A 21421-nucleotide genomic window follows, 5' to 3' on the forward strand; every position below is an offset into this window, starting at 1 on the left:
AAGGGATTTTCATTTATTGTTACATTCAATAGTGATAAAGAAAAAGCGGAAACATATGAGAACGGCGGATAAACGCCATGATTGGGCAAACAGAAAATGGGGAATATCTTATAATGCGAAATATGCGGGCGACTGATGTATAACGCCTGCTAGGAGGTCACCAATGGATACTGGCACTCACGTTGTCATGGGCATCGCGCTTGGCGGAATCGCAACTCTCGATCCTGCCGTCGGCATGCATACCCCCATGTCTCAGGCAGTTATGATCGCCGCTCTTGCCGGCTCTCAGGCACCTGATATTGATACCATATTGAAGCTGAAAAATAATGCCGTTTATATTCGAAATCATAGAGGGTTCACGCACTCCATTCCCGCCGTTTTATTTTGGTCCATTCTGATTCCGGGCATTCTGTTTATGTTTTACCCGGAAGCGAACTTTCTGCACTTGTGGCTGTGGACGCTTTTGGCTGTCGTTTTGCATGTGTTTGTCGACATTTTTAACGCGTACGGAACGCAGGCCCTCCGCCCGTTTTCGAAAAAATGGGTCGCTCTCGGTCTCATCAATACCTTTGACCCGTTTATTTTCATCAGCCATTTGGCCGCGATTGCCGTGTGGTATATCGGAGGCCATCCGGGCGTGACATTTTTGACGCTGTATATCATCCTCGCGGGATATTACGCCGTACGGTTTTTGATGCAGCTGCGGATTAAGCGGCGGCTGCGTGAGATGATTGAAGAAGAAATTGAAACCATCATTATTTCGCCGACGATGAAATTCAGGCAGTGGCGAATCGCCGTAACGACGGCGCACGCGTTTTATGTCGGCAGAAGCCTTGACGGCCATGTGGTGATATTGGATACATTCAACCGCGTGCCCGTACCGGAAACCGATGTGATGAAGGCCGCGAAACAGGATGAAAATATTGCAGCCTTTCTATCGTTCTCGCCCGTTTACAGGTGGGAGGTCGATACCTTTAAAGATCATTATGAGGTGCGCTTTATTGATTTGCGCTATCGAAGCAAAGGGCACTACCCCTTTGTCGCCATCGTTCACCTCAGTCATGATTTAGAGCCTCTTTCTTCTTACACGGGCTGGATTTTCAGCGAGGAAAAACTGCAGAAAAAATTAAAGCTCGGCTCTGTTTAAGAGCCGGGCTTTTTTTGTCTTCTCACATATATGGCGGCAAACACGAGGCTGATCACCGATAGAGCAGCAGACGGTTTAAAAAACGGCGGGTAATACGTTAATCGAATATCATTTTTTCCTTTTTGCGCTTTAAATCCGATAAAGGAATAATCCGCTTTTTCAACCTGTTCTTGTCTGCCGTTTACCTTCAGCTCCCAGCCCTTTTCATATGGAATCGGAAGCATGATATACGGCGCGCCGGTTTTGTTTTCATACGAGATATGAAGCGTATTTCCGCGCCAGCTGAGATCGGCCGGCGGTTCTTTTTCCGCTTTTCGGTATGCATTTTTCAGCGTTCCGTACCGTTCTTCATAAAGCGCCAGTCTGTCGAGCTGATACGTTCCTTTCGGCAGCCGGATTTGAATGTTTTTTGTTTTTGGCACTCTGACGGTGAGATCATTTACACCTGTTTTATAAATGGATTGATTCGATTTTCTCGTTGTCGTGTAATCGTTCACTTTTAATGTAAATCCCTGGTCCTTCGCTTTGTTCAATAAATAAAAGCTGACATAATAATCTCCGCCGCCAGCCTCAGCGCCGTGCGGTGTAATGATCAGGCCGCCGCCGTCTTCGTTTACCGTCAGGACGCCGTCTTGATAATCCGCATGGTCGGCCGTTACCTTTGCCTGACGGATCATATTTTTCGCTTCTGGCGCTTTTTTCGTTTTTACTGTGCTCGATTCCGTGATGATCCCATCAAGCATCGCCCGCTCCCTGGCAAGGGCGGGCGCTTTTTTCAAGTCGCCCTCGTTATATACACGATCGGCTGTCCGTACGAACGGGAGCACATATTGATTTTGATAAACCGCATAGCGGGATGACTCCATGATTTTTTTGAATCCGTAAGGGACGCCGGCCTCGTTTGTTTTTTCCGTCATATAATATTTTCCGTAAAGCAGGCTGTATAAATTAGCTCTGTTTCCTAATGTCGCATAGCGGCTGACGCTTTCTCTGCCCATATCAATCTGGAGGTCGTTCCAGTAAAAGGACAGCAGATTGCGGTTCAGGATGCTTGAGTATACGCTGAATCCGTTGAACCCGTAAATGATCGGGGTATTATTGAATACTCCGTTCATCCAATCTAAACGGGCAAAGGGATCCGGGCCTTTTTCTTTCAGACGCTGAATAAGCTCTGTTTGTTCTTTGCCCTTATAGTCAGGACCCGTCATAAAGGTATGCGATACCGTATAAATCTTCCCGCCTTCTGATAACGCATATTTTTCATATGTATTAGCCGTCAGCACCGCCGTCAAGAGAATGACGGCATAGACGGCGGGCACCGCACCTTTCAGTCTTGTCTTTGCTGCAAGGAAAGCGGCAATGGTCAGCCCCAGAAGGAGCAGGATAGACAGGTTGGCCTGATCAGAAATATCCAGGCTGAACCGCCTCACCTGGCTCCAATAGAGCAGAACGGCGAGTACGGCGGATATCAGCATACTCTTCATGCTGATGTCTGAAAGCTTAGAAAGCCCTGCTGCGACCGTTCCGGCAATCGTGAAGCACAGGACGTATTCAAACCTGTTTTGCGGAGCTGAAAAACCGTTAAAGGCACTTGCCGCAAACGGACTGAAGTGAAACAGAATGTACAGCAGACTGATTCCCGCAAACAGCCGGAACAGCCGGTTTTTGTATAAGGAAAATGTAAATAGAAAAAGCAAAAAAACCGCCGGCAGAATGATTATCCGGCTTGAAAATAAAATGTTGTCGGAAAAATCAAGCCAAGCAATCTGCCCTGAATACGGCGGCCGCAGATTATGAAGATATCCGTATACGACAGGGATAAAGGAGACTGCGCTTATGCCGAAGCCGAGCAGGCCTGACAGAATAAACATTCTGCATTGAGTGAGCTTTTTGGCTTCATTGTCTTCAAGATGAATGATCCATCTGAATAAGATGTAAATGCCGATGAAAATCAGATTAATATACGCAAAATAAAAGTTGTTAATCAATGTCAGCGCACAGGCGAAGATAAACCATGCCGGCTTTTTTTCTGTGATGATTTTTTCCGCGCCGAGCACGAGCAGCGGCAGCCACACCATACTGTCAGTGAAAAAGTCCCAATACACCTCATGCCGGAAGTAGATAATCGAGGCCCCGTACAACACGGCGCCGACAAAAGCAGGCACCGTCCGTTTGACGAAATAACGGAACACACAGGCTGCCGTGAATATGACGAAACTCTGCTTGGCGATGCTGATAAAAACGGAGGCCTGGGCCCAAAACAGCGCATCCGCGTCACCCGACAGCTGCATAAGCTGCAGGATGCGGACAGCGGCGGAGATAAACAGAAAGAGAAAAGAAGTAGAGAAATAATAGCCGAGCTGACTGTACACTCCCCCGCCCATTCCGAACGAATAGCTGTAAAACAGCCGGCCGTTCATATATTGGTCAAACAACAGCTTTTTGAAGACCGCCATTTGGGCGATCCCGTCTCCAGACCCCGTCATATAGCGGCCTTCTGACCACTCCTTCAAGAAAAAAATATGAGCGGCTGCCGCGGCCAGCACACAGGCTGCCGGCAAGATCCATTTATTTTTTTTCATACAACGTCTCCAGACCCTGCGCACAGCGGCGGCTGTTTAATGGTTCCACTTGCGCTTTTTTGTATAATTCGTTTCATTTTGTTCTCCGTACGTAATATTCGCTTCTTTAATTAAATAGTGCGGGCGTTTTTTCGTTTCATAGTAAATCCGGCCGATGTACTCGCCGATGATGCCGAGACTCAAAAGCTGGATGCCTCCTAAAAACAGCACGGCGGAAATAATGGTGAAGTATCCGGGAACGGACACGCCGTTTGTCAGAATATGAATAAAGGTCGTTACAATATAAACCATCGACAGAAGCAATATCAGAATACCGGTGAAAAAGCAAACCCTCAGCGGTTTGTTGTTAAAGGAGACGACACCGTCCATTCCGTAGTTGAACAGATTGCTGAATGACCATTTGGACGTGCCGTTCTTCCTTTCGACATTTTCATAAAATACGATTTTCTGGTCAAACCCGATCCAGCAGAACAGCCCTTTTGAGAAGCGGTTCCCTTCACTCAGCTTCAAAAGGGCATCAACGGCCTGCCGGCTCAGCAGGCGGAAATCGCCGACTCCGTCACGCAAATCCACTTCGACGGCTTTGTTAATAAATTTATAATACAGGGAAGAAAGCACGGAACGCACGGGGCTGTCCCCTTTTCGGTTGCGCTGCGCAATGACTTGGTCATACCCTTCTTCATAGCCTTGAATGAAGTCTTTCAGCAGATGCGTCGGGTGCTGCAGATCGGCGTCCATCACGATTACCGCTTCGCCCTGCACGTGTTCAAACCCCGCCAAAATGGCCGCTTCTTTCCCGAAGTTGCGGGAAAAAGATATGTATTTGACGCGATGGTTTCTGGCGGCCAGTTCCTTAATCTGCTGAAGGGTGTCATCCGCGCTTCCGTCATTAATGTAGAAAATTTCATAGTCATAATGAATCGATTGAAACTCTTTTTTTAAAGATTCATGGATGAGCTTGACGTTGTTTCCTTCATTGTAAGACGGAATAATAATTGAGATTAACCTTTGTTTCATGAAGGCACCTTCTTTGTATTATTCTTTTTTTAATACGGCCTTAGTGGAATAGTCCGCAAAACTTCAGTAAGGCTTTTCCTTTTTTTAAAGTCGTTTAAACCCTTTTTTCGTTACAGGGAAAGAAAAATTTTTCTGCATATGGTTATATATTTTTATTTTGTCATGTTTTTCGGCAGATATGAGAAAAAAAAGAAAAAGTCTGTACGCGGGACAGACTTTATTGCTGAAGGTATTCATGAATCAAATGGCTGACGATGCGCGGTTTTTCGTGAATGACCCAATGCGAGGCATCGTCTATGAAGATTAAGTCGCCGTTTGGAATCATCCGTTTTGTTTCCGAAGCGAGCTTTTTGCTCAGCGCGCGGTCATTGACGCCCCACATTAATCGGTACGGAACAGGCATTTTAAGCGGAACGGCAGGGCCTAAACCGCCGCATCTGATCGCCCGGTACCAGTTCAGCATAGCCGTGAGGGCTCCTTTTCTGCCCCACGCTTCTTTGTAGCTGTCGACATCTTCCCGTGAAAAAAGCTCCGGGCGTTCGGATAAGCCGATGGCGTGATCCAATACGCGGTAATTGTCTTCAGATAATCTCCGCTCAGGTTTTTCCGGTAGCTGAAAAAATGCGATATAAGAGCTTTTCTTCCATTGCGGCGGGTAGAACGGTGTGACCTTCCGCATAACCGCCGGATGCGGGATATTGACCGTGATCAATTTTTCAACGTATTGCGGCCGCGTGGATGCCAAGTGCCAGGCTACGGCTCCTCCCCAATCGTGACCGATGACGACGGCCTTGTCATCTGTAAAGTGAGTGATCAGCCCGATAATGTCATCCCTGAGTTTATCAATGGTATAGTTTTCAATGCCCTCCGGTTTATCACTGAGATTATAGCCGCGCTGATCGGGCACGACAACATGGTATCCGGCATCCGCAAGCGGTTTGATCTGGCTCTTCCAGCCGTGCCAAAATTCCGGAAACCCGTGCAGCAGCACCGCCAAAGGGCCGTCTTTCGGACCCGCTGAAGCCGTGTGCAGTGTCACTCCGTTTGTTTCGATCATGTGAAAAGTGATGTCATTCAATCGGTTCTCCTCCCCTTTTGTTTTAATCTTCTTTCTGTTAAGGCTATGATCAGCGCGCTGATCGCGATCAAACATACGGCCTGGACGATCAGGCTGTACGGCTGAGTGAGCGGAATGAGCAGGCTGCCCGCAAATCCGGCTGCAGCTGTCAGAAGGCCGAACAGAATCATGAGGATCGCACTGAAACGGTTGCCTTCTCTCCACTGGGATTCATCCGCCATAGAGCGTTTTGTCCGATATCCGTACAGGCTGTTAATTGACTTCGGCGGGAAAAGTGTGACTAAAATGCCGGCTGCAGCCATCAGAAGGCCGCCGATTACCATTATCATATCCGTCACTCTCCTTTTCATTTCATACGTAAGGAAAGGCGGAAAGTTTCAGAAAAAAAGCAGGCTCATCCGCCTGCCTGAATCTTTATTTTTGAACTAAGTCGGCCGTCTTCACATAACCTGCTTTCCCGCCGTATGTGACGTACGCCCATTTACGGTCAAATCCTCCGTCATGGCTGAATCCCCAGCCGAGCACATTGACGGTTTCCCCCGCTTTCACGGAGCTTTTTTTGCCGGTTTCCAAAGTCGGCGTATAAAAAGCGGTTTGTTTCGCGGTCACTGCCTTCATCGGCTGCTTCATCAGAAAATGAGTGGAGATATAGGCTTTCTGGCCTTTGTAGTCAATCTCGGCCCAATCTGCCCCTTCAAGCTGTTTAACCTTTACGGCATCTTCTGAACGGAGCGTGCCGACAATCCGCCCTTGTTTATTTGGTTCTTTACGGACGTTAAGTTCTCCTGCTTTCACGATATATGTATCTGCTGCGGTGTCTATTTTTGTCTGCTGAACTGCTGCGGCATTCGCTGACGGATCAAAAAAAACGGTGCCTGCGGCTAAAAATAAGCAAAGTCCTGCGGCCGGAATAATTGCGGTTAACCCTTTTTTCATGTTCATTGTGGTTCCTCCCCGCTATTTTAAGTTATTACACAATTCCACACTTTGCGGGTCATCAAACATGATTTTCCTATTTCTTTTATAAAAAGAAAAAACCGCCGGAAGATTCCGGCGGAACGCACTATTATGTTAATGCAGGAGTCCCCTGCTTTGATCCAAATAATGAGAAACGTCTTCCCGCATGCTTTGGAACATATGAAGCTTGCTGCCGTACGATTCAATCCATTCCTTGACGACGCGTTCTGTCATTTGCTCTCCCTGATACGGGCGGCCGGCTTTCGCGTAAGTCGCTTCGAAATCTCCCCATAAAAGCTCCACCCAAGTACGTGCTTGCAAATAGCTGAGCATATCATTTTTCTCAAGCAGCAAATTCGTCAGTTTGTCGATATATGTATTCATGTCTCTGTCTCCTTTCCTTGGGAAAACCTGCTGCTTTTACGCAGCTTGTCACAGGCATATACTAACTTTACGTCTTCAGTCCAGAAGGCGCAACCTTTTGATATTGGCCGAGGGGGAAAACAAATGGTCCGGAACAAAGCAAAAGGATTTCCTAATCAGAACAATAATAAGTTTGAAGGCGAACCGCGGGCAAAAGATGACTACGCTTCTAAACGGGCGGACGGTTCAATTAATTCGCACCCGCAAGAGCGCATGAGAGCTTCAGGCAGACGATAAACAGACCGTAAAGAGACCGGGAATGATCCGGTCTCTTTTTTGCATCCGAAAAAATCCTCTTGAGTCCGTAATATGTCAGTGAAAAACCGCTGCCCGTTACTCTCGCTGACGGCTCACCGTGATGAAAACTGAAAAAGCTTGCGGACGGAATATCCGCTGCAAGCTTTTTGTTATCCTTTATGCATTTGGTATTCATAAACGTCCTTCTTCTCAGACAGATGAGCGAACGTGGACAGCACAAGGCCGAGAGCGGTCATCAGCGCACCGCCGGCAAACAGCCATGAGTACGATCCCGTTCCGCCGAGAATCAAACCGCCGATCCAGGCGCCGAGCGCGTTTGCCAGGTTAAAGGCGGAAACGCTCACCGCGGCGGCGATCGTCGTGCCGTTTTCAGAGGAAGATATAACCTTTGTCTGTAAAAGCGGCGGCGTACCGAACGCACATGCACCGAATAAAAACGTCGCCGAAACGGCTGCGGCGGGAAAAACAGCGATATAAGGGAAAATCGCCATGACGCCGATCAAGCCGATCATCACGCCGATCATTGTGCGTGTCAGCAGTTTGAGCGGCACTTTCCCTGCGAAGAAATTCCCCGCCACTCCGCCGAGACCGTAGGCAAATAACGCGCCTGTGATGCCGACCGTGCCGAATCCCGCTGAATCTCTTAAAATCGGCTCGATAAACGTGTAAGCGATAAAAACGCCTGAGTAGCCGAGAATGGTGATCGCAAAGGAAAAAATGACTTGCTTATGCTTAAAGACACTCCATTCATTCATCAGCATCGGAATCACTTTCGGTTTTTGATTCGGTACGACCAGCATCAGGCCGATCAGTCCGATCAGGCCTAAAACAGAAATAATGAAAAAGACGGCACGCCAATTAAGGGCATCCCCTAAATAAGAGCCGAACGGAACGCCGAGCATCAGCGCCACGGTTAATCCTCCATTCATCGAGGCAGCGGCAGCGGAACGTTTTTCAGGCGGCACCATTTCACTTGCAAACACCATAGCAATCGCAAAAAAGGCTCCGTGAATGGATGCGGATAAAATTCTGGAAATCGCCAGCACGGCAAAATTTGGCGCAAAGACGCTCATCAGGTTGGCAAGGACGAAGATGCCCATCAAACCGAGCAGCACCAGCTTTCTCGGGAGCTTAACCGCGATAATGGTTACGATCGGACCCGTCAGGCAGACGCTTGCCGCGTACGCCGTAACAAGCATGCCCGCTGAGGACACATGTATATGAAAGTCATCGGCAATCGACGTCAAAATACCCATGACAGCATATTCCGTATACCCGATGGAAAACGTGCAAATCATTAAAACAAAAATCATTAATTTCACTGATGGCTGTTTCATTTTGATATTCAACGCGAATCGCCTCCTTTTTAATAAAAAAACAACGAATTTCATCTTAAAAGATATCGAAATTGAATTCAATCATTTTTTACTGAACGTTTGAAACGAATGTGCCCGAAAAAAAGAGGCCGGAACCGGCCTCTTTTGTTAACTTTTTTCTTTCAAAACAGAAATCGGCAGCGCCTCTTCCCGGTCAGGCGACGAAGATCTGTGCCCCCAGGCGAATACGCCGTTGATGTAATCAATGCTGAATGTGTCATCAGAACCTTCTATCTGATACACTGCGCCGGGCCGAAAGTCTTCAGGCTCCAGCATGTAGGCTTTGGCCATCGTGATTTTCCGTTCAAGCACGGCCAATTCATTTACAATGCCCATCTGTTCCGCTTTTCTCGCTTTTTCCGTCAATCCCGCAATTTCTGTCTGTAGTTCATGAGGCGTCATTTGACTGTATCGTTTGTCCATTTCAGTTTACTCCTCTTCCTGCAAAAATTGTTCAATATCGTCAATCGAGAATCCTTTTCTGAATAAGTACTGTTTGACCTTCATTCTGCTTTCATAGCTGCCGTCATAGCGGTATTTCCTGATCGCCTTTTCCGCATGAATCTTCAGGGCTTCCATCTCAGTTTCGTCATCATTCTCATACTCCGTCTGCTCCAGGGCGGCGTTGATCACGTCGAATGGAAAACCTTTTCGCTGAAGCTGCATCTGCGCCCGCTGTCTGATCTCTTTTGTGGACAGCTTTTTGTCTTTTTTCAGGATTTTCCCGATATGTTTCAGCGCTTCTTGTATCTGCTCATCAAATGTAAACGCACTGAGCGTCTCCTTGATGGTATCGTCGTCTATTCCTTTCGCTTTCAGCTCGCGGAACAAGACGTCAGGGCCTTTGCCGTTTGTTTTCTTGTGGGTGCTTGCATAGGCTTCGGCAAATTCTTTGTCATTTAAGTAGCGGTAATCGTACAGTTTATGGATGACTTCAGGAATGACCATCTCAGGTGTTTCTTTTTTCTTCAGATGGTCCCGGACTTCTTTTTCAGAGCGCATCCGGTATGATAAAAAATCTACGGCGCGGTTAAAGGCTTTTTTCGCTTCATCGCCGTGCTGGATTTCAAGAATGTCAAGCTCGTCCAGTTCTTTCCCTTTTTTCAGGTCAAAACGCACAAGCACGTCGGCGTCGACGCTGAATGCATATTTCTCATCAAGAAAGATGTTGAAGCGCTCAGTGTTTTTCTTTTGGGTCGATATTTTTGTAATAAACGGCATACCGGTCTCCTTTCCCGCCCCGATGTTCAGGCGTTTTTCTTTTCGGCAAATGAGGTACAGTATATGTATCAACGTGTAAGGAGAGATGGATATGAATATCGCGATGACAGGCGGCACGGGTTTTCTCGGCCGGCATCTGACAGATGTATTTACCCGCCGGGGACATCATGTCTATATTTTATCAAGAAAACAGAGAGAAACCGAACAAAAAAATGTGACATATGTTCAATGGCTGGCCGAAAATGCGGCGCCTGAGCGCGAGCTTCCCCCTATTGATGTATGGGTGAATCTCGCCGGCAAATCCATCTTTGACCGCTGGACGGACACAACGAAGGAACAAATTATCTCAAGCCGGGTAAAAGCGACGAGAGAAGTCAGACGGATTATGAAGCAGCAGCCTCAAAAACCGCGGGCTTTCATTCAGGCTAGCGCCGTCGGCATTTACGGCACCAGTACAGAGAAAACGTTCACTGAGCAGTCCGATACGTCAAATGAAGACTTTCTCAGTCATACGGCTCATATGTGGGAGCGTGAAGGCCAGAAAATTGAAGCGCTCGGCATCCGGACGGTATATGCCAGATTCGGCGTGATGCTCGGTGAAAAAGGCGCCCTGCCGCTCATGGTTCTCCCTTATAAGCTGTTAGCGGGCGGCACTGTCGGCTCGGGACGGCAATGGCTGTCATGGGTTCATGTCGATGACGCCGCGGAACTCATCGCGTATGCGGCGGAGCATGATGACTTGTCCGGCCCGATGAATGTGACATCGCCGAACCCCGTTGAAATGAAGCAATTCGGAAAGACGATCGCAAGCGTCCTGCACCGCCCCCACTGGATTCCCGTACCGGAATTTTTTCTGGAGAAAGCATTGGGAGAGATGAGCCTGCTGATCGTAAAAGGCCAGCGCGCCCTGCCTAAACAGGCGCTGACATCCGGTTTTCAATTTACGTATGAAGAACTTGATTTGGCTTTAAAGGATCTCTTATCTGCATAAAAACGGAAATAAAAGCCAATCCTATTGGTATTCTGTTTTGAAGGAGGGTCTTCTTTTATGGAAAAGAAGCGCGAAAAACATCAGCAGGGAGCCAATCTCAAAAAAATGCAGGAAGTCCTTTATTCCGGTGAATTCAAAAAAGCGGAAAGAGCAGCCAAACGGAAATAAACGAATAAAGATCGGGACCGGGCAGATACTATGTTTGTTTGATATCACTTTTTTCAGGGGGCGATTGTTATGGGCAGAAATCATACTCACAAAAACCGTGATAAAAACAAACAAAAACTTCCTCAAGTTCCGGCTGCTTTGAAACGTGAAACAGACGGCACATATGAGGAATATTCAAGCGAGCTTGCTGATTCCGCTGACCGCGAAGCGCAAGCGCGGATGAAAGCCGCTGACAACAGAGCAAAAAGCAAAACCCGCTAATACAAAATCCCCGCCTCTTCTTGAGGACGGGGGTTTTTTTACAGTTCGGTAAACAGGCTTTTTGCCGGCGTCCGTTCTTTCGCCTTAGGCTGTTCATCCGGATAGCCCGTTTGGATGATGGCGGCGAAGCGTTCATTGTCTGCAAGGCCGAAGTCTTGATGCACCTGTTTGTCATACATAATGCGGCCGCTTTTCCAAACCATGCCGATGCCGTTTTCATGTGCGAGAAGCTGAAGGTTTTGAATCATGCCGCTCAGCGCCGCGAAATCATCATTTCGCGTAAATTCATTTTCATCTTCTTTTAAGACGACCAACAAAAATCCCGGAACGGCACTGAGATTTTTTCTCATGTTCCGCTCTTTTTCCTCGTTGAAATCATCTTTTATTTTTTTGAAAAATGAGACGTAGCTGTCCGCAAGCTTTTCTTTTCCCGCTTCGCTTGCCGCGTAGATAAAACGCCATGGCTCCGTCAGTCTGTGGTTCGGTGCGTAAACGGCCGTTTCGAGCATATCTAATATGACTTCAGAAGGAACGGTTTCCGGTTTAAATGACCGGATGGATCTTCTGTTTCTGATCGTATGTTTAAGACTCTCGTTTTGCTGTAATTGTTCGGTTTTCGGCATGCCGATTCACCTTCCTATTCAATTGAAAATGATTATCATTTATAATATAACGGATAGAACCGGCTTTTGTAAACCGTTACGGAAGCTGAAAATGAATTGATTCGGCATACACGGCCGTTCCCGTCATCTCGATTTTCACCTCGCCGTCTTCCTCCGTGATCCTGATTTCCACTTTTCCGTCTTTCCCTATTTCCTGACCTTGTTCAATCGTGAGGCATTCGGCTTCAGAGCCCCCGTATTGCCGCATATAGGCCGCCATGACGCCTGAAGCGGTTCCCGTGACGGGGTCTTCGGTCGTTCCGGAAAAAGGAGAAGAAAAATGGCGTCCGTGCAGATCGCTTTCCTGATGAACAGTTTCCAGAGAAAAAGGATGAACACTCGCTTTCGGAAGATCTTGCAATACAGCGGGAAATTGTGAGTTGTCCGGCACCATATTCCGTGATGCTTCCAGTGATTTCAGCGGAACAATCAGCGTCCAGATTCCCGTTGATCCGTAAACAATCGGAAGCTCGCCGTGGAAATCCTCAGCCGTTATCCCGAGCGAAGCCGCAAGCTTTTCTTTGTCTCCCGTAAACGGCAGAAATTGCGGGGGAGCCTGTTCAAGCGTGATGTATACCCGCCCGTTTCGTTCAGCGGCTTTTACGGGAAGAATACCGGCTTTTGTCTCAATCCGATACGCCTGATCAGCGTGAAGCCTTCCCTTTTCAATTAATGCGTAGAGAGAGGCAACGGTAGCATGTCCGCATAAATTCATTTCATGGCCGGGTGTAAAATAGCGGATGCGCAGATCGGCTTCTCCGCTTTTACAGAGAAATGAGGTTTCATTGTACCCTGCCATTTCGGCGATCATCTGCATCTCTTCATCTGAATAATCATCACCGTTAAAGACGATTCCAGCGGGATTTCCCAGATCAGGAATATCGGTAAACGCTTCATATTTAAATACAACTGCCTGTTTCATTCATCAGTCTTCCTTTCGTCTTATGGTATGTTATTCAGTATAACAAAAGAAAATTAGAATTTTTAGTTAATTACATTACAGGAAAAAAAAGACGCCTTTTAACGGCGTCTTTTTTTTGTTTTTCCGATCAGGCGGGTGACGAGAAACATCGTGACAGACAGCGATCTGTTTTTGCGGTACGCCAAGTATTTCCCGCGCCATTCCGGTTTGTATTTTTCTTTAAAGGCCCGCAGCCCGCTGAAGCTGTACATATACCGGACGTTGTTGAAGATGACGGCTGCGATTCTTTCCGACCAGAAAGATGTAAAGGCCGTTCCTACGTTTGACAACGGAGCCATCCCCATATTAAAAGTGGTATAGCCTTTTTCCTGCGCCCAGAGAAACAGACGGATGAAAAGCGCGTCCATGATACCGTTCGGCGCGTTTTTCCGATAACGCATCAAGTCGACTGATATTTCGCCTTCCTGGTACATCGGCATAAGGTTGGCAAAAGCGATGATCTCCCCTTCTGTGTCTTTTACGTAAGCAATCGGAGCCTGTTCCAAATAGTCCCGATCGAAGAAACCGAGAGAAAAGCCTTTCTCTTTTTTCGGTCCGAGCCATTCGTCCGAAATGTCTTTCAGCTTGGCCATAAACTCGGAAGAAAACGGCGGTTCCCCGACATGAAATGTGTAGCCTTCGCGGTCAAATTTGTTGTTAATCGCCCGCAGCCCCGCTTTTTTCTTTCCTGACAGCGTAAATGCCTCCATATCCACGAGAGCTTCTTCTCCAAGCTTGAAGAAGTTATAGCCGAAGTCGTGGTATAGCGCCATGTCTTCACGTTCAATCTGATAAAACATGACGCTCAGTCCCTGCTTATGCGCTTCGTTCAGAAATTCCTCGATCACCAGCGGAAAAGAGTCTTTCTGTCCCGACGGATCACCGAGCACGACAAGTCTTCTCGAAATCTGGCCGAACAATAAAAGCGCTTTGCCGTCGCTTGAGAAATAAAACCTCTTATCCCCGAGAAAGCCGAGATGGCTGAGCGCATTTCCGCCTTGTTCCGCCAAAAAGGTCTTCAGCCGTTCAGGATCGGCCTCTTCCCCGATCGGCTTCAATCTTTTATGATAAAAGACCGTAAACAAAAGGAAAAACAGAGGCACGACAATAATGGCCGTCATCGTCGCATATGTAATGTGCGAATTATTATGGACGAAGTAATCGTGGCGCAGCAGCCGATTCATTTTATCCCAAATAAAACCGGCAATGAGATTATAGTTAAACAAGGCGATAATAAACAGAGCGGCCGCAAAAATCATCTGGCCGAGTGTATACGATGCCTGCTCCCTGATAAACTGCCGCTTCAGCAGCACAAGCACGACGATGACGACAGGCAGAATAAAGATTGCACTGATGTTCATTCCTTTTAAGAAACTGAACACAAAACCGCCGACCAGCGCGGCGACCGCCATTGAATAAGAGCGTTTCGTCCGTTTGTATAATTCAATCGGCAGGATTAATAGAATCAATGCCGCACTTAGCGATAGCGCGTTAAACGCAAGGAGCGCCGGGCGCGGAATGTGCGGAATGACCGTTTCTCTGTCAATCGGCAATGCGACGGACGCAAGCACGACCACTCCCGACACGAAAACCAAAAGCGACAGCGAACCGTAAAGCACTCTGATTAAGATCCCGCGCTGCAATACGAGAAGCACGTTCGTCGTTTCTACGGCAGGCGCCATCTTCGGATTTGATTCCAGCCGTTTCAGCGTGTTTTCCGTTAAGTCGCCGGCCGCAAAGAACAGCCCGAACACAAACGGAATAAATGAATACACAATCCGGTAGATGACGATGGATGTCACAACTGCCTCCTGCGGAAAGCCCATATTCTGCATGCCGAGCAGAAACAGGAGGTCAAACGAGCCGAATCCGCCCGGCACAAGGCTGATGATTCCCCCGATAGCGGCTATCGCGAATACACCGAATACATGGCGGACATCTGCGTGAATCCCCATGACGTGCAGTGAATAATACATAACGACGGCCGCCGCAAACCATTCGGCAAACGAAGCTCCGATATAAGAAAAAATCGGATGCCTCAGTTTTGCTTCACCATCTTCCGTTCGAGCTTTTTTATTGTTGATCCAAGCGGCGATTAAGGCCACCGGCACAATAAGCGCCACGCCGGCGATGACAGCCCACAGCCACGGCTTCTCGCCTGTGATTTCGCCCACCGGCAGCACCCGGGCGAAAGTCAGAATACTGAAGACCGACAGTCCGAGCAGCGCTGAAGAAGTAAGCCAGGCAATGCCTGCGACAAGTCGTTTTACGTCGCTCGTATGCTCTTTGTACAGCATCGTCCGCAGTCCGACGCCCGCCAGACCCCCGAATCCAAGGACATTGTTAAAGGAATTGGCGATAAAGGAAACCCTGAACACTTTCCAATTCGGAATGTTGAGCCGCAGCGTCCGTTTCAGCACAAAGTCATAAAAGGACATCGCACTGACGGCAAGGAGGCCGAGCAGAACGAGGATAAATAAATCGTACCGCTCAATCCCGTTAATAATGTACAGCGTGCGTTTAAAAGAAAGATCCGTCAATTCCTTCTTCGACTGATAAATGACTAAAAGCAAAACTGCAATAGGAAATAATACTTTTAATATCGATAAGGCATTCTTTTTAGTCAGCAATATTCTCTCCAATCATCATAAAATAGCTTATTTATTATAATTCCCCCAATAATCTCCAACATATTATACACTACCACCTCCTATTCAAACAAAACTCGCCTGCAACTTTCTTTCTCAGATGAAAATCAGTAATATGGTATGAAGGAGTATGAATGAGGAAGTGAGACGATGGATTACAACCTGCATGATACAACGGTCTTGGGTGGCGATATTTTTTCTCCTGAGGAACGGGATATTTGGGTGCTGTATATGAAAGTGATGACGTCGGCTGGACTCGGCGATGTGTCCGAATGGATGAAGCTTGATATGAGCATGCCGCAAATGAAGGTGCTGATGCTTCTGAACAACCACGGGACGCTGAAGGTGAGTGAAATTGCAGAAAAAATGGGCGCTTCCCTTTCAAATACGACGGGGCTGCTTGACCGGTTGGAAAAATCGGATTTCGTTACACGCGCCCCGTCAGAAGAAGACCGCCGTTCAGTCGTCGTTCAATTGACGGAAAACGCGAAAGACATTTTCCGCAGCCTTTATCAAAAAGGGCATATAAAATTGAAGCGTTCATTGGAAACGCTGACCGCTGAAGAAAAACAAACGGTTAATCAAGGGCTCGCCTTTTTGGCAAAAGCACTGGAATCCTCCAAACAGGCATAAAGATGAAAAAGGCCTGCCGTATCGGCGGCCTTTTTTCATTTGACATTTAATTCACTCAAAGTGAATAATATATTTTGAGTGAATTAAAATGGAAGGATTGATCAGTATGCCGAGACGAGTGCAAACAGGAAAAAACCAGAGCTGGGCCATCACCCTTTTTACGATCGGTGTGTTCATGGCGGCGCTGGACAACGGAATTATTTCCGCTGCTCTGACGACGATTAACAGCTCTTTTGATATTTCTCCTTCATGGGGATCGTGGGGCGTGACCCTTTACACATTGGGACTCAGTGTCAGTGTGCCGATTGTCGGCAAGCTGTCGGACCGCTACGGGCGGAAAAAACTGTTTATGATTGAAGTCGGACTGTTCGGTCTTGGCTCTTTGCTTGTCGCACTCAGTCAGAGCTTCCCGATGTTTTTGGCGGCGCGGCTCATTCAGGCCTTTGGCGGCGGGGGAATTTTTATTATCGGCAGCTCACATGTGCTGGCTGTGCTTCCGAAAGAAAAACAGGGAAAAGCTCTCGGGCTTTTAGGGGCGATGAACGGTATGGCGGCCGTCCTCGGACCGAATATCGGGAGTTTTTTGCTTGATGTAACCGGGTCGTGGCATTGGCTGTTTCTGATTAATCTGCCGATAGCCGCCGCTTTGGTTGTGTGCGGCGGTTTGTTTATCGCTGAAACGAAAGAGCCTGAGGCGAAAAAGCTTGATCTTGCCGGCACGATGATGTTGTCTCTGGCAATTTTATCTTGCATGATCGGTATCACGAACCTCGATGGGGCAAAGCTTTCAGAAAGCATAATGGACGTGAAGGTGTACGGATATCTTCTGGGGGCGGCATTTCTCTTTCTTGCGCTGCTTAAGGTTGAAAAGCGGGTTGAAAACCGCGGGGGCGATCCGATTCTCGCCTACTCGCTGCTGCAAAATAAAGTGTTTCAATGGACGCTTGTCATCGGGTTTTTATCGGGCGGGCTGCTCGCTGCGGTCATTTTTATTCCTTCTTACGCGGAGCAGTATTTGCACGTATCGGCGGAGAAAGCGGGTTATTGGATGACGCCGCTCGCGTTGGCATCAGGCATCGGCGCATGGCTCGGCGGGGCGGTCACGGATAAAAAAGGGCCGGTCTTCTCTGCTGTTGTATCAGGCGCTATCGCATTTGCCGGCTTCAGCCTGTTTCCGTTATGGGTGACGGATAAATGGGAATTTGTCACGGCGAGTGTCATTGCGGGGACCGGTTTCGGATTTCTGCTCGGAGCTCCGCTGAATGTGCTTGTATCAGAAACGGCGGACCAAAACAAAGGGACGGCGCTCGGCACGCTTTCCCTCGTGAGGCAGGTCGGGCTGACGCTCGCCCCGGCCTTATATGCCAGCTTCATTACAGCCGGCTTTGACCGGATCGGAGATGACATCAAAAACCGTTTAGCAAAAAGCGGCGTTCCCGCTGATCAGGCGCAATTGCCCGATATCAGCGGCGGGCTTTCTTCGTTGCAGGAACAGGTAAGCCGAATCCCCGTGCCCGCCGTCAAAAAAGCGGTTTCTGATGCGATTGAAGCGGGCATTGCCAGCGGCTATCATCACCTTTATACGGCAGCCGCCGTCATTTCGTTATGCACGATTGTGTCCGCGGCTGTTTTGGCGTTTTTCCGGAGGCCGGCATCCTCTAAGACAAATGCCAGCCCATCCGCCGGCAAAGCTCAGTAATATGGGCGATATGATGTTCAGAGTGCCAGACATATAATCCGAGCGCTTGTTCCAGCGTAACCGTCTCTTTGGAAACAGGATGGAAGTATGTCCGTTTGAATTGGGCTTCCGTCATGGAGCGCAAAAGAGCGGCCCATCTTCTGTGCAGGATTGTTAACAGCTCAAGCGCATCCCCGCAAGCGGCGGTTTTTGAATCATGAAGATCGGCCCAGCCTTTTTCATCATAGGGACGGATTTCCGGTTCATCTTCTGTTAAAGCCAATTTAAACCGGGTATAGCCGTTCATGTGGCTGTCCGCCAGATGGTGAACCACTTGACGGACAGTCCATCCCCCTTCGCGGTACGGCGTATCGAGCTGATTGTCCGACATCGCTCTGACAGCTTGTTTCAGTTTGGCCGGAGCATGTTCCAGCGCATTGATCCATTCTTGTTTCTGTCCGCCCGAAATCGATTCAGCCGGCTGATATTCTCCAATCGGATAGCTGAGGGTTTGTTTTTCCATTTTTGTCTCTCTCCCGTTGATCGTATTATGAAAGTATGATGGTGATATCGCAGCCTTCCGCTTTCGCTTCACGAAAGACTTGAAGCACACTCTCGGCGCCGTTTTCTGTAAGCTGCTTGCTTTGTTCAAACTGTCTCCATTCTAAAACGAGAGGGTACTCGACCCAGCCGGTCAGACAATCCCATAAAGCGTCAAGGTTTTCACCGTAGTATTCAGGAAGGGCAAGCTCCTTTTTCAATGTCTTGTGCAAGTCGCTCATACTTCTGATTTGTTCCCCGTTAATGATTGCTTTTTTCATGTGCGGCTCCTTTCTCATGATTTTATTCTATCAGTTTACCATTTTCCTCTTCAGAAGTGACCGGAGTCTGCCGCGGTTCCAGCTGGACGATGCCTTGCCCGCCGTCAACGGCCACCCTGTCCCCCGTTTTCAGTTTTGACGTTGCATTTCCGCACCCGACAACAGCAGGAATCCCCAGTTCCCGGGCGACGATCGCCGCGTGGGACAAAGGGGCGCCGACGTCCGTTATGATAGCAGCCGCTCTTGGAAAAAGCGGGGTCCAGCCTACATTGGTTGTCGAAGTCACTAAAATTTCCCCCGCCGCAAAAGAATCCCCGTCTTCCGGGACATCAAGGACACGGACAATGCCCTCCACTCTCCCGGCCGCTCCCGCGAAACCTTTTAAAGTGTGCGTATCATCAGTTTCCGCAGGCATAAAAGCATCGTAATAATCCGCTCTTCTGTCAGGATCCTCAGCCCATTTAAACGGATTGAATCTTCCGTTAATAACGGATGGGAACGGCGGCAGTTTTTTATAGGTTTCATAGTTTTGCTTTCTCGCTTGAATCGACGCAACCGCCGGCTCTTTCCCCGCGAGCAGATCGGTTATTTCATGCAGATACAAGAAGAAAATATCGTCCTTCATGCCGGTCATTTCCGCCGCTCTGAGCGCGAATGCTCTGGCTGTCCGGTACACCCTGACAAATTCGGATCTGGTTGTTTCTCTAATATTCGCATATTCTGACGCTTTTTCCATTTTGGCTTTGAGCCATTTGACCTTATGAGGAAACTTTTCTTCAAATCTTCGGAAGGCCTGTTCATGCGCCCGCTGCTGTTTCAAAAGCAGTTGTTCGGCATCAATACCCGACTCCTTGTGTTCTTTGATCTGCTTCGTCAGCCAATCCCGGTTTTCTCCCGGATGCGGTATGGAAAGTTCGTATTCATGCGGGCCTCGGTGGCCTTGGTTCCTGAGATATTCTTCCTCGCTCATACGGCCTTTCATGACTTGATCAATGCCGATAATCGGCTCCAGGCTGGCCAGTCCGCCTTTTCCCCTCAGATTGGAAAGCAGGAGATTCGCATCTTCTATGCCTGCGAGTTTTGTTAATTGAGAGGTTAACGACGAAGAGGATTGCGCAGAATCACGCCCGCCGGATATTAACGCAAACCACGCGTTGCATAAATACGGATAGATCTCATTGTTCCATATCGCCAATAATGCCCGCTCCGTTTCGGCACGTTTCAGCTTTTCCTCAATATTCCGGCACCACTCCGGCGATTCGTCCAAGTAGGAAGACATGTTTTTTTTTGCGTGCTTCATTTTCGACAGATACGGTTTCAGTTTTTTCGAGACGATCTTCAAAAGTTCATACTTTGAGAACGGATATAAAGGAATCTTCATTTCCGCCGGGATTTCTCCCAATGTATCGCTCATCATTTTTCCTATTTTTCCGCCTTTCGGATTCAGACCGAAAGCGGCGAGAACGGAAAGCGGCTGGCTCATATTGTTATAGGCTCTTCCGCAAATATTGCCGGACCAGACATAATAACCCGGAATAATGCCCGACTCTTCATCCAGATTCCGGAGGAGCGACCATGTCAGCGGCGTCATCACATCGGGAATCGCTTCTCCTATATTTGTGTTTGTCCATAAAAAATCACCGCTGAAAGAATCATTCCATTCATAGGTTTCCAGATTTCCGGCTTGTAAGGTCGTAATCGGGCGGGATTGAAGAATATACAATGTCCCGCCCGCGGCGGCCCATTCAATATCCTGCGGCCCTCCAAGATCTTTTTCCAGCTTTTTCGCCAGTTTATAGAGCTTTGACGCATATTTACGAAATTCCCCGGGGCCGTCATATTTTTTCTTAGGCCGTGCCAGTTTAAAAGAATAGGCATCGGCTTCCCCGGAAACGAGCTGCTCCCCGAGACCGTAGACGTAATTGCCTGTCATCTCCCGCCTGCTCCCCGTAATCGGATCTGCGGTAAACAGCACTCCGGATATCTCAGACGGTATCATCAGCTGGATGACGATTGCGATTTCATGCTCATCTTCCATTCCCTGAACGGCGCTGTACGCTTTTACCCTTTCTGACTGTGCCGATCGGCGGACTTCATCAATCGCCTTGGATATGTCTTGATCTGTTTTGACATTCAACACCGTATCGAATTCTCCGGCAAAGGAAGCCTGAGCGGAATCCTCGCTCAGCGCAGATGAGCGTACGGCAAACAACGCAGTTGCATGGCGGCTGCGGATGGAATTCACATATTGATCAATAGCCTCTCTCGCCTGATGGCGGAGCTGTCCGTCCTGAAAGGCTGACGGCAAAATCACAAACCCTTCAGGCACAGGATACCCGCTTTGATACATTTTAGAGAGAATGCTTCCTTTTCCTCCCGCAGAGGAATAAAGTTCGGCCGGAAGTTCTCCGAATGTTTTGACACAGTCATTCATAATGTCCCCGCTCCTTTTTAGTCGTTCATCCAAGCTCACCGTTTTTCTCTTTTTCACTTTTTTTGAAAGTATTTCCTATAAGTATACAATATATCGGTCTTCACA

23 protein-coding genes are annotated in these 21421 nt (G+C 48.2%); 7 read left to right on the forward strand and 16 right to left on the reverse strand.

Features of this window, described 5'->3' with window-relative positions:
* Window positions 1-163 precede the first annotated feature (163 nt).
* A complete protein-coding gene (locus tag AUL54_RS06540) occupies window positions 164-1147 on the forward strand; it encodes a metal-dependent hydrolase (protein ID WP_016936711.1) in 984 nt (327 codons plus the stop codon).
* On the opposite strand, the gene AUL54_RS06545 is transcribed toward AUL54_RS06540, so the two are convergent.
* From AUL54_RS06545 to AUL54_RS06570, 6 genes are all read right to left on the reverse strand, one after another.
* Window positions 1144-3729 carry a YfhO family protein gene (locus AUL54_RS06545; RefSeq protein ID WP_060963289.1) on the reverse strand — a complete coding sequence of 862 codons (2586 nt, stop codon included), beginning with the start codon at window positions 3727-3729 and terminating at the stop codon, window positions 1144-1146. The two genes, AUL54_RS06540 and AUL54_RS06545, sit on opposite strands and share 4 nt — an antisense overlap.
* A gap of 36 nt (window positions 3730-3765) precedes the next feature.
* Window positions 3766-4746, reverse strand: a complete 981-nt coding sequence (locus AUL54_RS06550; protein ID WP_060963290.1) for a glycosyltransferase family 2 protein — start codon at window positions 4744-4746, stop codon at window positions 3766-3768.
* A 217-nt stretch (window positions 4747-4963) separates the two neighbouring features.
* On the reverse strand, window positions 4964-5824 hold the full coding sequence (locus AUL54_RS06555) for an alpha/beta fold hydrolase (RefSeq protein ID WP_060963291.1): 861 nt from the start codon (window positions 5822-5824) through the stop codon (window positions 4964-4966).
* Complete coding sequence (locus tag AUL54_RS06560) at window positions 5821-6153, reverse strand: SdpI family protein (protein ID WP_060963292.1); 333 nt, start codon at window positions 6151-6153, stop codon at window positions 5821-5823. Before AUL54_RS06560 ends, AUL54_RS06555 begins: the two co-directional genes overlap by 4 nt.
* 85 nt (window positions 6154-6238) lie before the next feature.
* On the reverse strand, window positions 6239-6766 hold the full coding sequence (locus tag AUL54_RS06565; protein ID WP_060963293.1) for an SH3 domain-containing protein: 528 nt from the start codon (window positions 6764-6766) through the stop codon (window positions 6239-6241).
* A gap of 129 nt (window positions 6767-6895) precedes the next feature.
* Window positions 6896-7165 (reverse strand): YfhJ family protein, encoded by a 270-nt coding sequence (locus AUL54_RS06570; protein WP_016936717.1) that lies wholly within the window; start codon window positions 7163-7165, stop codon window positions 6896-6898.
* A 123-nt stretch (window positions 7166-7288) separates the two neighbouring features.
* Between AUL54_RS06570 and AUL54_RS20570 the strand changes: the two genes are divergently transcribed.
* On the forward strand, window positions 7289-7441 hold the full coding sequence (locus AUL54_RS20570) for a small, acid-soluble spore protein K (protein ID WP_003155495.1): 153 nt from the start codon (window positions 7289-7291) through the stop codon (window positions 7439-7441).
* Here AUL54_RS20570 and AUL54_RS21405 read toward each other — a convergent pair.
* The 4 genes from AUL54_RS21405 to recX form a co-directional block, all read right to left on the reverse strand.
* Complete coding sequence (locus AUL54_RS21405; RefSeq protein WP_060963294.1) at window positions 7395-7637, reverse strand: hypothetical protein; 243 nt, start codon at window positions 7635-7637, stop codon at window positions 7395-7397. The two genes, AUL54_RS20570 and AUL54_RS21405, sit on opposite strands and share 47 nt — an antisense overlap.
* Window positions 7612-8805: an MFS transporter gene (locus AUL54_RS06580; protein WP_101605618.1), complete on the reverse strand. Its 1194-nt coding sequence runs from the start codon at window positions 8803-8805 to the stop codon at window positions 7612-7614. Before AUL54_RS06580 ends, AUL54_RS21405 begins: the two co-directional genes overlap by 26 nt.
* 141 nt (window positions 8806-8946) lie before the next feature.
* Window positions 8947-9261, reverse strand: a complete 315-nt coding sequence (locus AUL54_RS06585; protein ID WP_060963295.1) for a YfhH family protein — start codon at window positions 9259-9261, stop codon at window positions 8947-8949.
* Window positions 9262-9267: 6 nt separating this feature from the next.
* Window positions 9268-10059 carry a recombination regulator RecX gene (gene recX, locus AUL54_RS06590; RefSeq protein ID WP_060963296.1) on the reverse strand — a complete coding sequence of 264 codons (792 nt, stop codon included), beginning with the start codon at window positions 10057-10059 and terminating at the stop codon, window positions 9268-9270.
* A 91-nt stretch (window positions 10060-10150) separates the two neighbouring features.
* On the opposite strand from recX, the gene AUL54_RS06595 reads away from it, so the two are divergent.
* From AUL54_RS06595 to AUL54_RS06600, 3 genes are all read left to right on the forward strand, one after another.
* The gene (locus AUL54_RS06595; protein WP_060963297.1) at window positions 10151-11050 is read left to right on the forward strand and encodes a TIGR01777 family oxidoreductase; all 900 of its coding nucleotides are present in this window, start codon (window positions 10151-10153) and stop codon (window positions 11048-11050) included.
* A 57-nt stretch (window positions 11051-11107) separates the two neighbouring features.
* Complete coding sequence (locus AUL54_RS20575) at window positions 11108-11218, forward strand: YfhE family protein (protein WP_003155504.1); 111 nt, start codon at window positions 11108-11110, stop codon at window positions 11216-11218.
* 69 nt (window positions 11219-11287) lie between these two features.
* Complete coding sequence (locus tag AUL54_RS06600) at window positions 11288-11479, forward strand: YfhD family protein (RefSeq protein WP_016936722.1); 192 nt, start codon at window positions 11288-11290, stop codon at window positions 11477-11479.
* Window positions 11480-11517: 38 nt separating this feature from the next.
* On the opposite strand, the gene AUL54_RS06605 is transcribed toward AUL54_RS06600, so the two are convergent.
* The 3 genes from AUL54_RS06605 to mprF all read right to left on the reverse strand — a co-directional run bounded on the left by AUL54_RS06605 (window position 11518) and on the right by mprF (window position 15732).
* Window positions 11518-12102, reverse strand: coding sequence for a nitroreductase family protein (locus AUL54_RS06605; protein ID WP_016936723.1), 585 nt, complete (start codon window positions 12100-12102; stop codon window positions 11518-11520).
* Window positions 12103-12178: 76 nt separating this feature from the next.
* Entirely contained in the window at window positions 12179-13063 is an 885-nt protein-coding gene (locus AUL54_RS06610; protein WP_060963298.1) for a PhzF family phenazine biosynthesis isomerase, read from the reverse strand.
* 98 nt (window positions 13064-13161) lie between these two features.
* Window positions 13162-15732: a bifunctional lysylphosphatidylglycerol flippase/synthetase MprF gene (gene mprF / locus AUL54_RS06615; RefSeq protein ID WP_060963299.1), complete on the reverse strand. Its 2571-nt coding sequence runs from the start codon at window positions 15730-15732 to the stop codon at window positions 13162-13164.
* Window positions 15733-15900: 168 nt separating this feature from the next.
* Between mprF and AUL54_RS06620 the strand changes: the two genes are divergently transcribed.
* Both AUL54_RS06620 and AUL54_RS06625 read left to right on the forward strand, forming a co-directional pair.
* Entirely contained in the window at window positions 15901-16383 is a 483-nt protein-coding gene (locus AUL54_RS06620; RefSeq protein ID WP_060963300.1) for a MarR family transcriptional regulator, read from the forward strand.
* A 106-nt stretch (window positions 16384-16489) separates the two neighbouring features.
* A complete protein-coding gene (locus AUL54_RS06625; protein ID WP_060963301.1) occupies window positions 16490-18082 on the forward strand; it encodes an MFS transporter in 1593 nt (530 codons plus the stop codon).
* On the opposite strand, the gene bstA is transcribed toward AUL54_RS06625, so the two are convergent.
* Genes bstA through AUL54_RS06640 form a run of 3 tightly spaced genes read right to left on the reverse strand, consistent with a single transcriptional unit; the run spans window position 18042 to window position 21316 of the window.
* Window positions 18042-18584 (reverse strand): bacillithiol transferase BstA, encoded by a 543-nt coding sequence (bstA, locus tag AUL54_RS06630; protein WP_060963302.1) that lies wholly within the window; start codon window positions 18582-18584, stop codon window positions 18042-18044. The genes AUL54_RS06625 and bstA overlap by 41 nt on opposite strands.
* Before the next feature lie 25 nt (window positions 18585-18609).
* Complete coding sequence (locus AUL54_RS06635; protein ID WP_060963303.1) at window positions 18610-18882, reverse strand: ribonuclease inhibitor Barstar; 273 nt, start codon at window positions 18880-18882, stop codon at window positions 18610-18612.
* Window positions 18883-18904: 22 nt separating this feature from the next.
* Window positions 18905-21316 carry a PEP/pyruvate-binding domain-containing protein gene (locus AUL54_RS06640; protein ID WP_060963304.1) on the reverse strand — a complete coding sequence of 804 codons (2412 nt, stop codon included), beginning with the start codon at window positions 21314-21316 and terminating at the stop codon, window positions 18905-18907.
* Between the last annotated feature and the right edge of the window lie 105 nt (window positions 21317-21421).

This window comes from Bacillus sp. SDLI1 (genome assembly GCF_001553895.1).
GTDB lineage: Bacteria > Bacillota > Bacilli > Bacillales > Bacillaceae > Bacillus > Bacillus siamensis.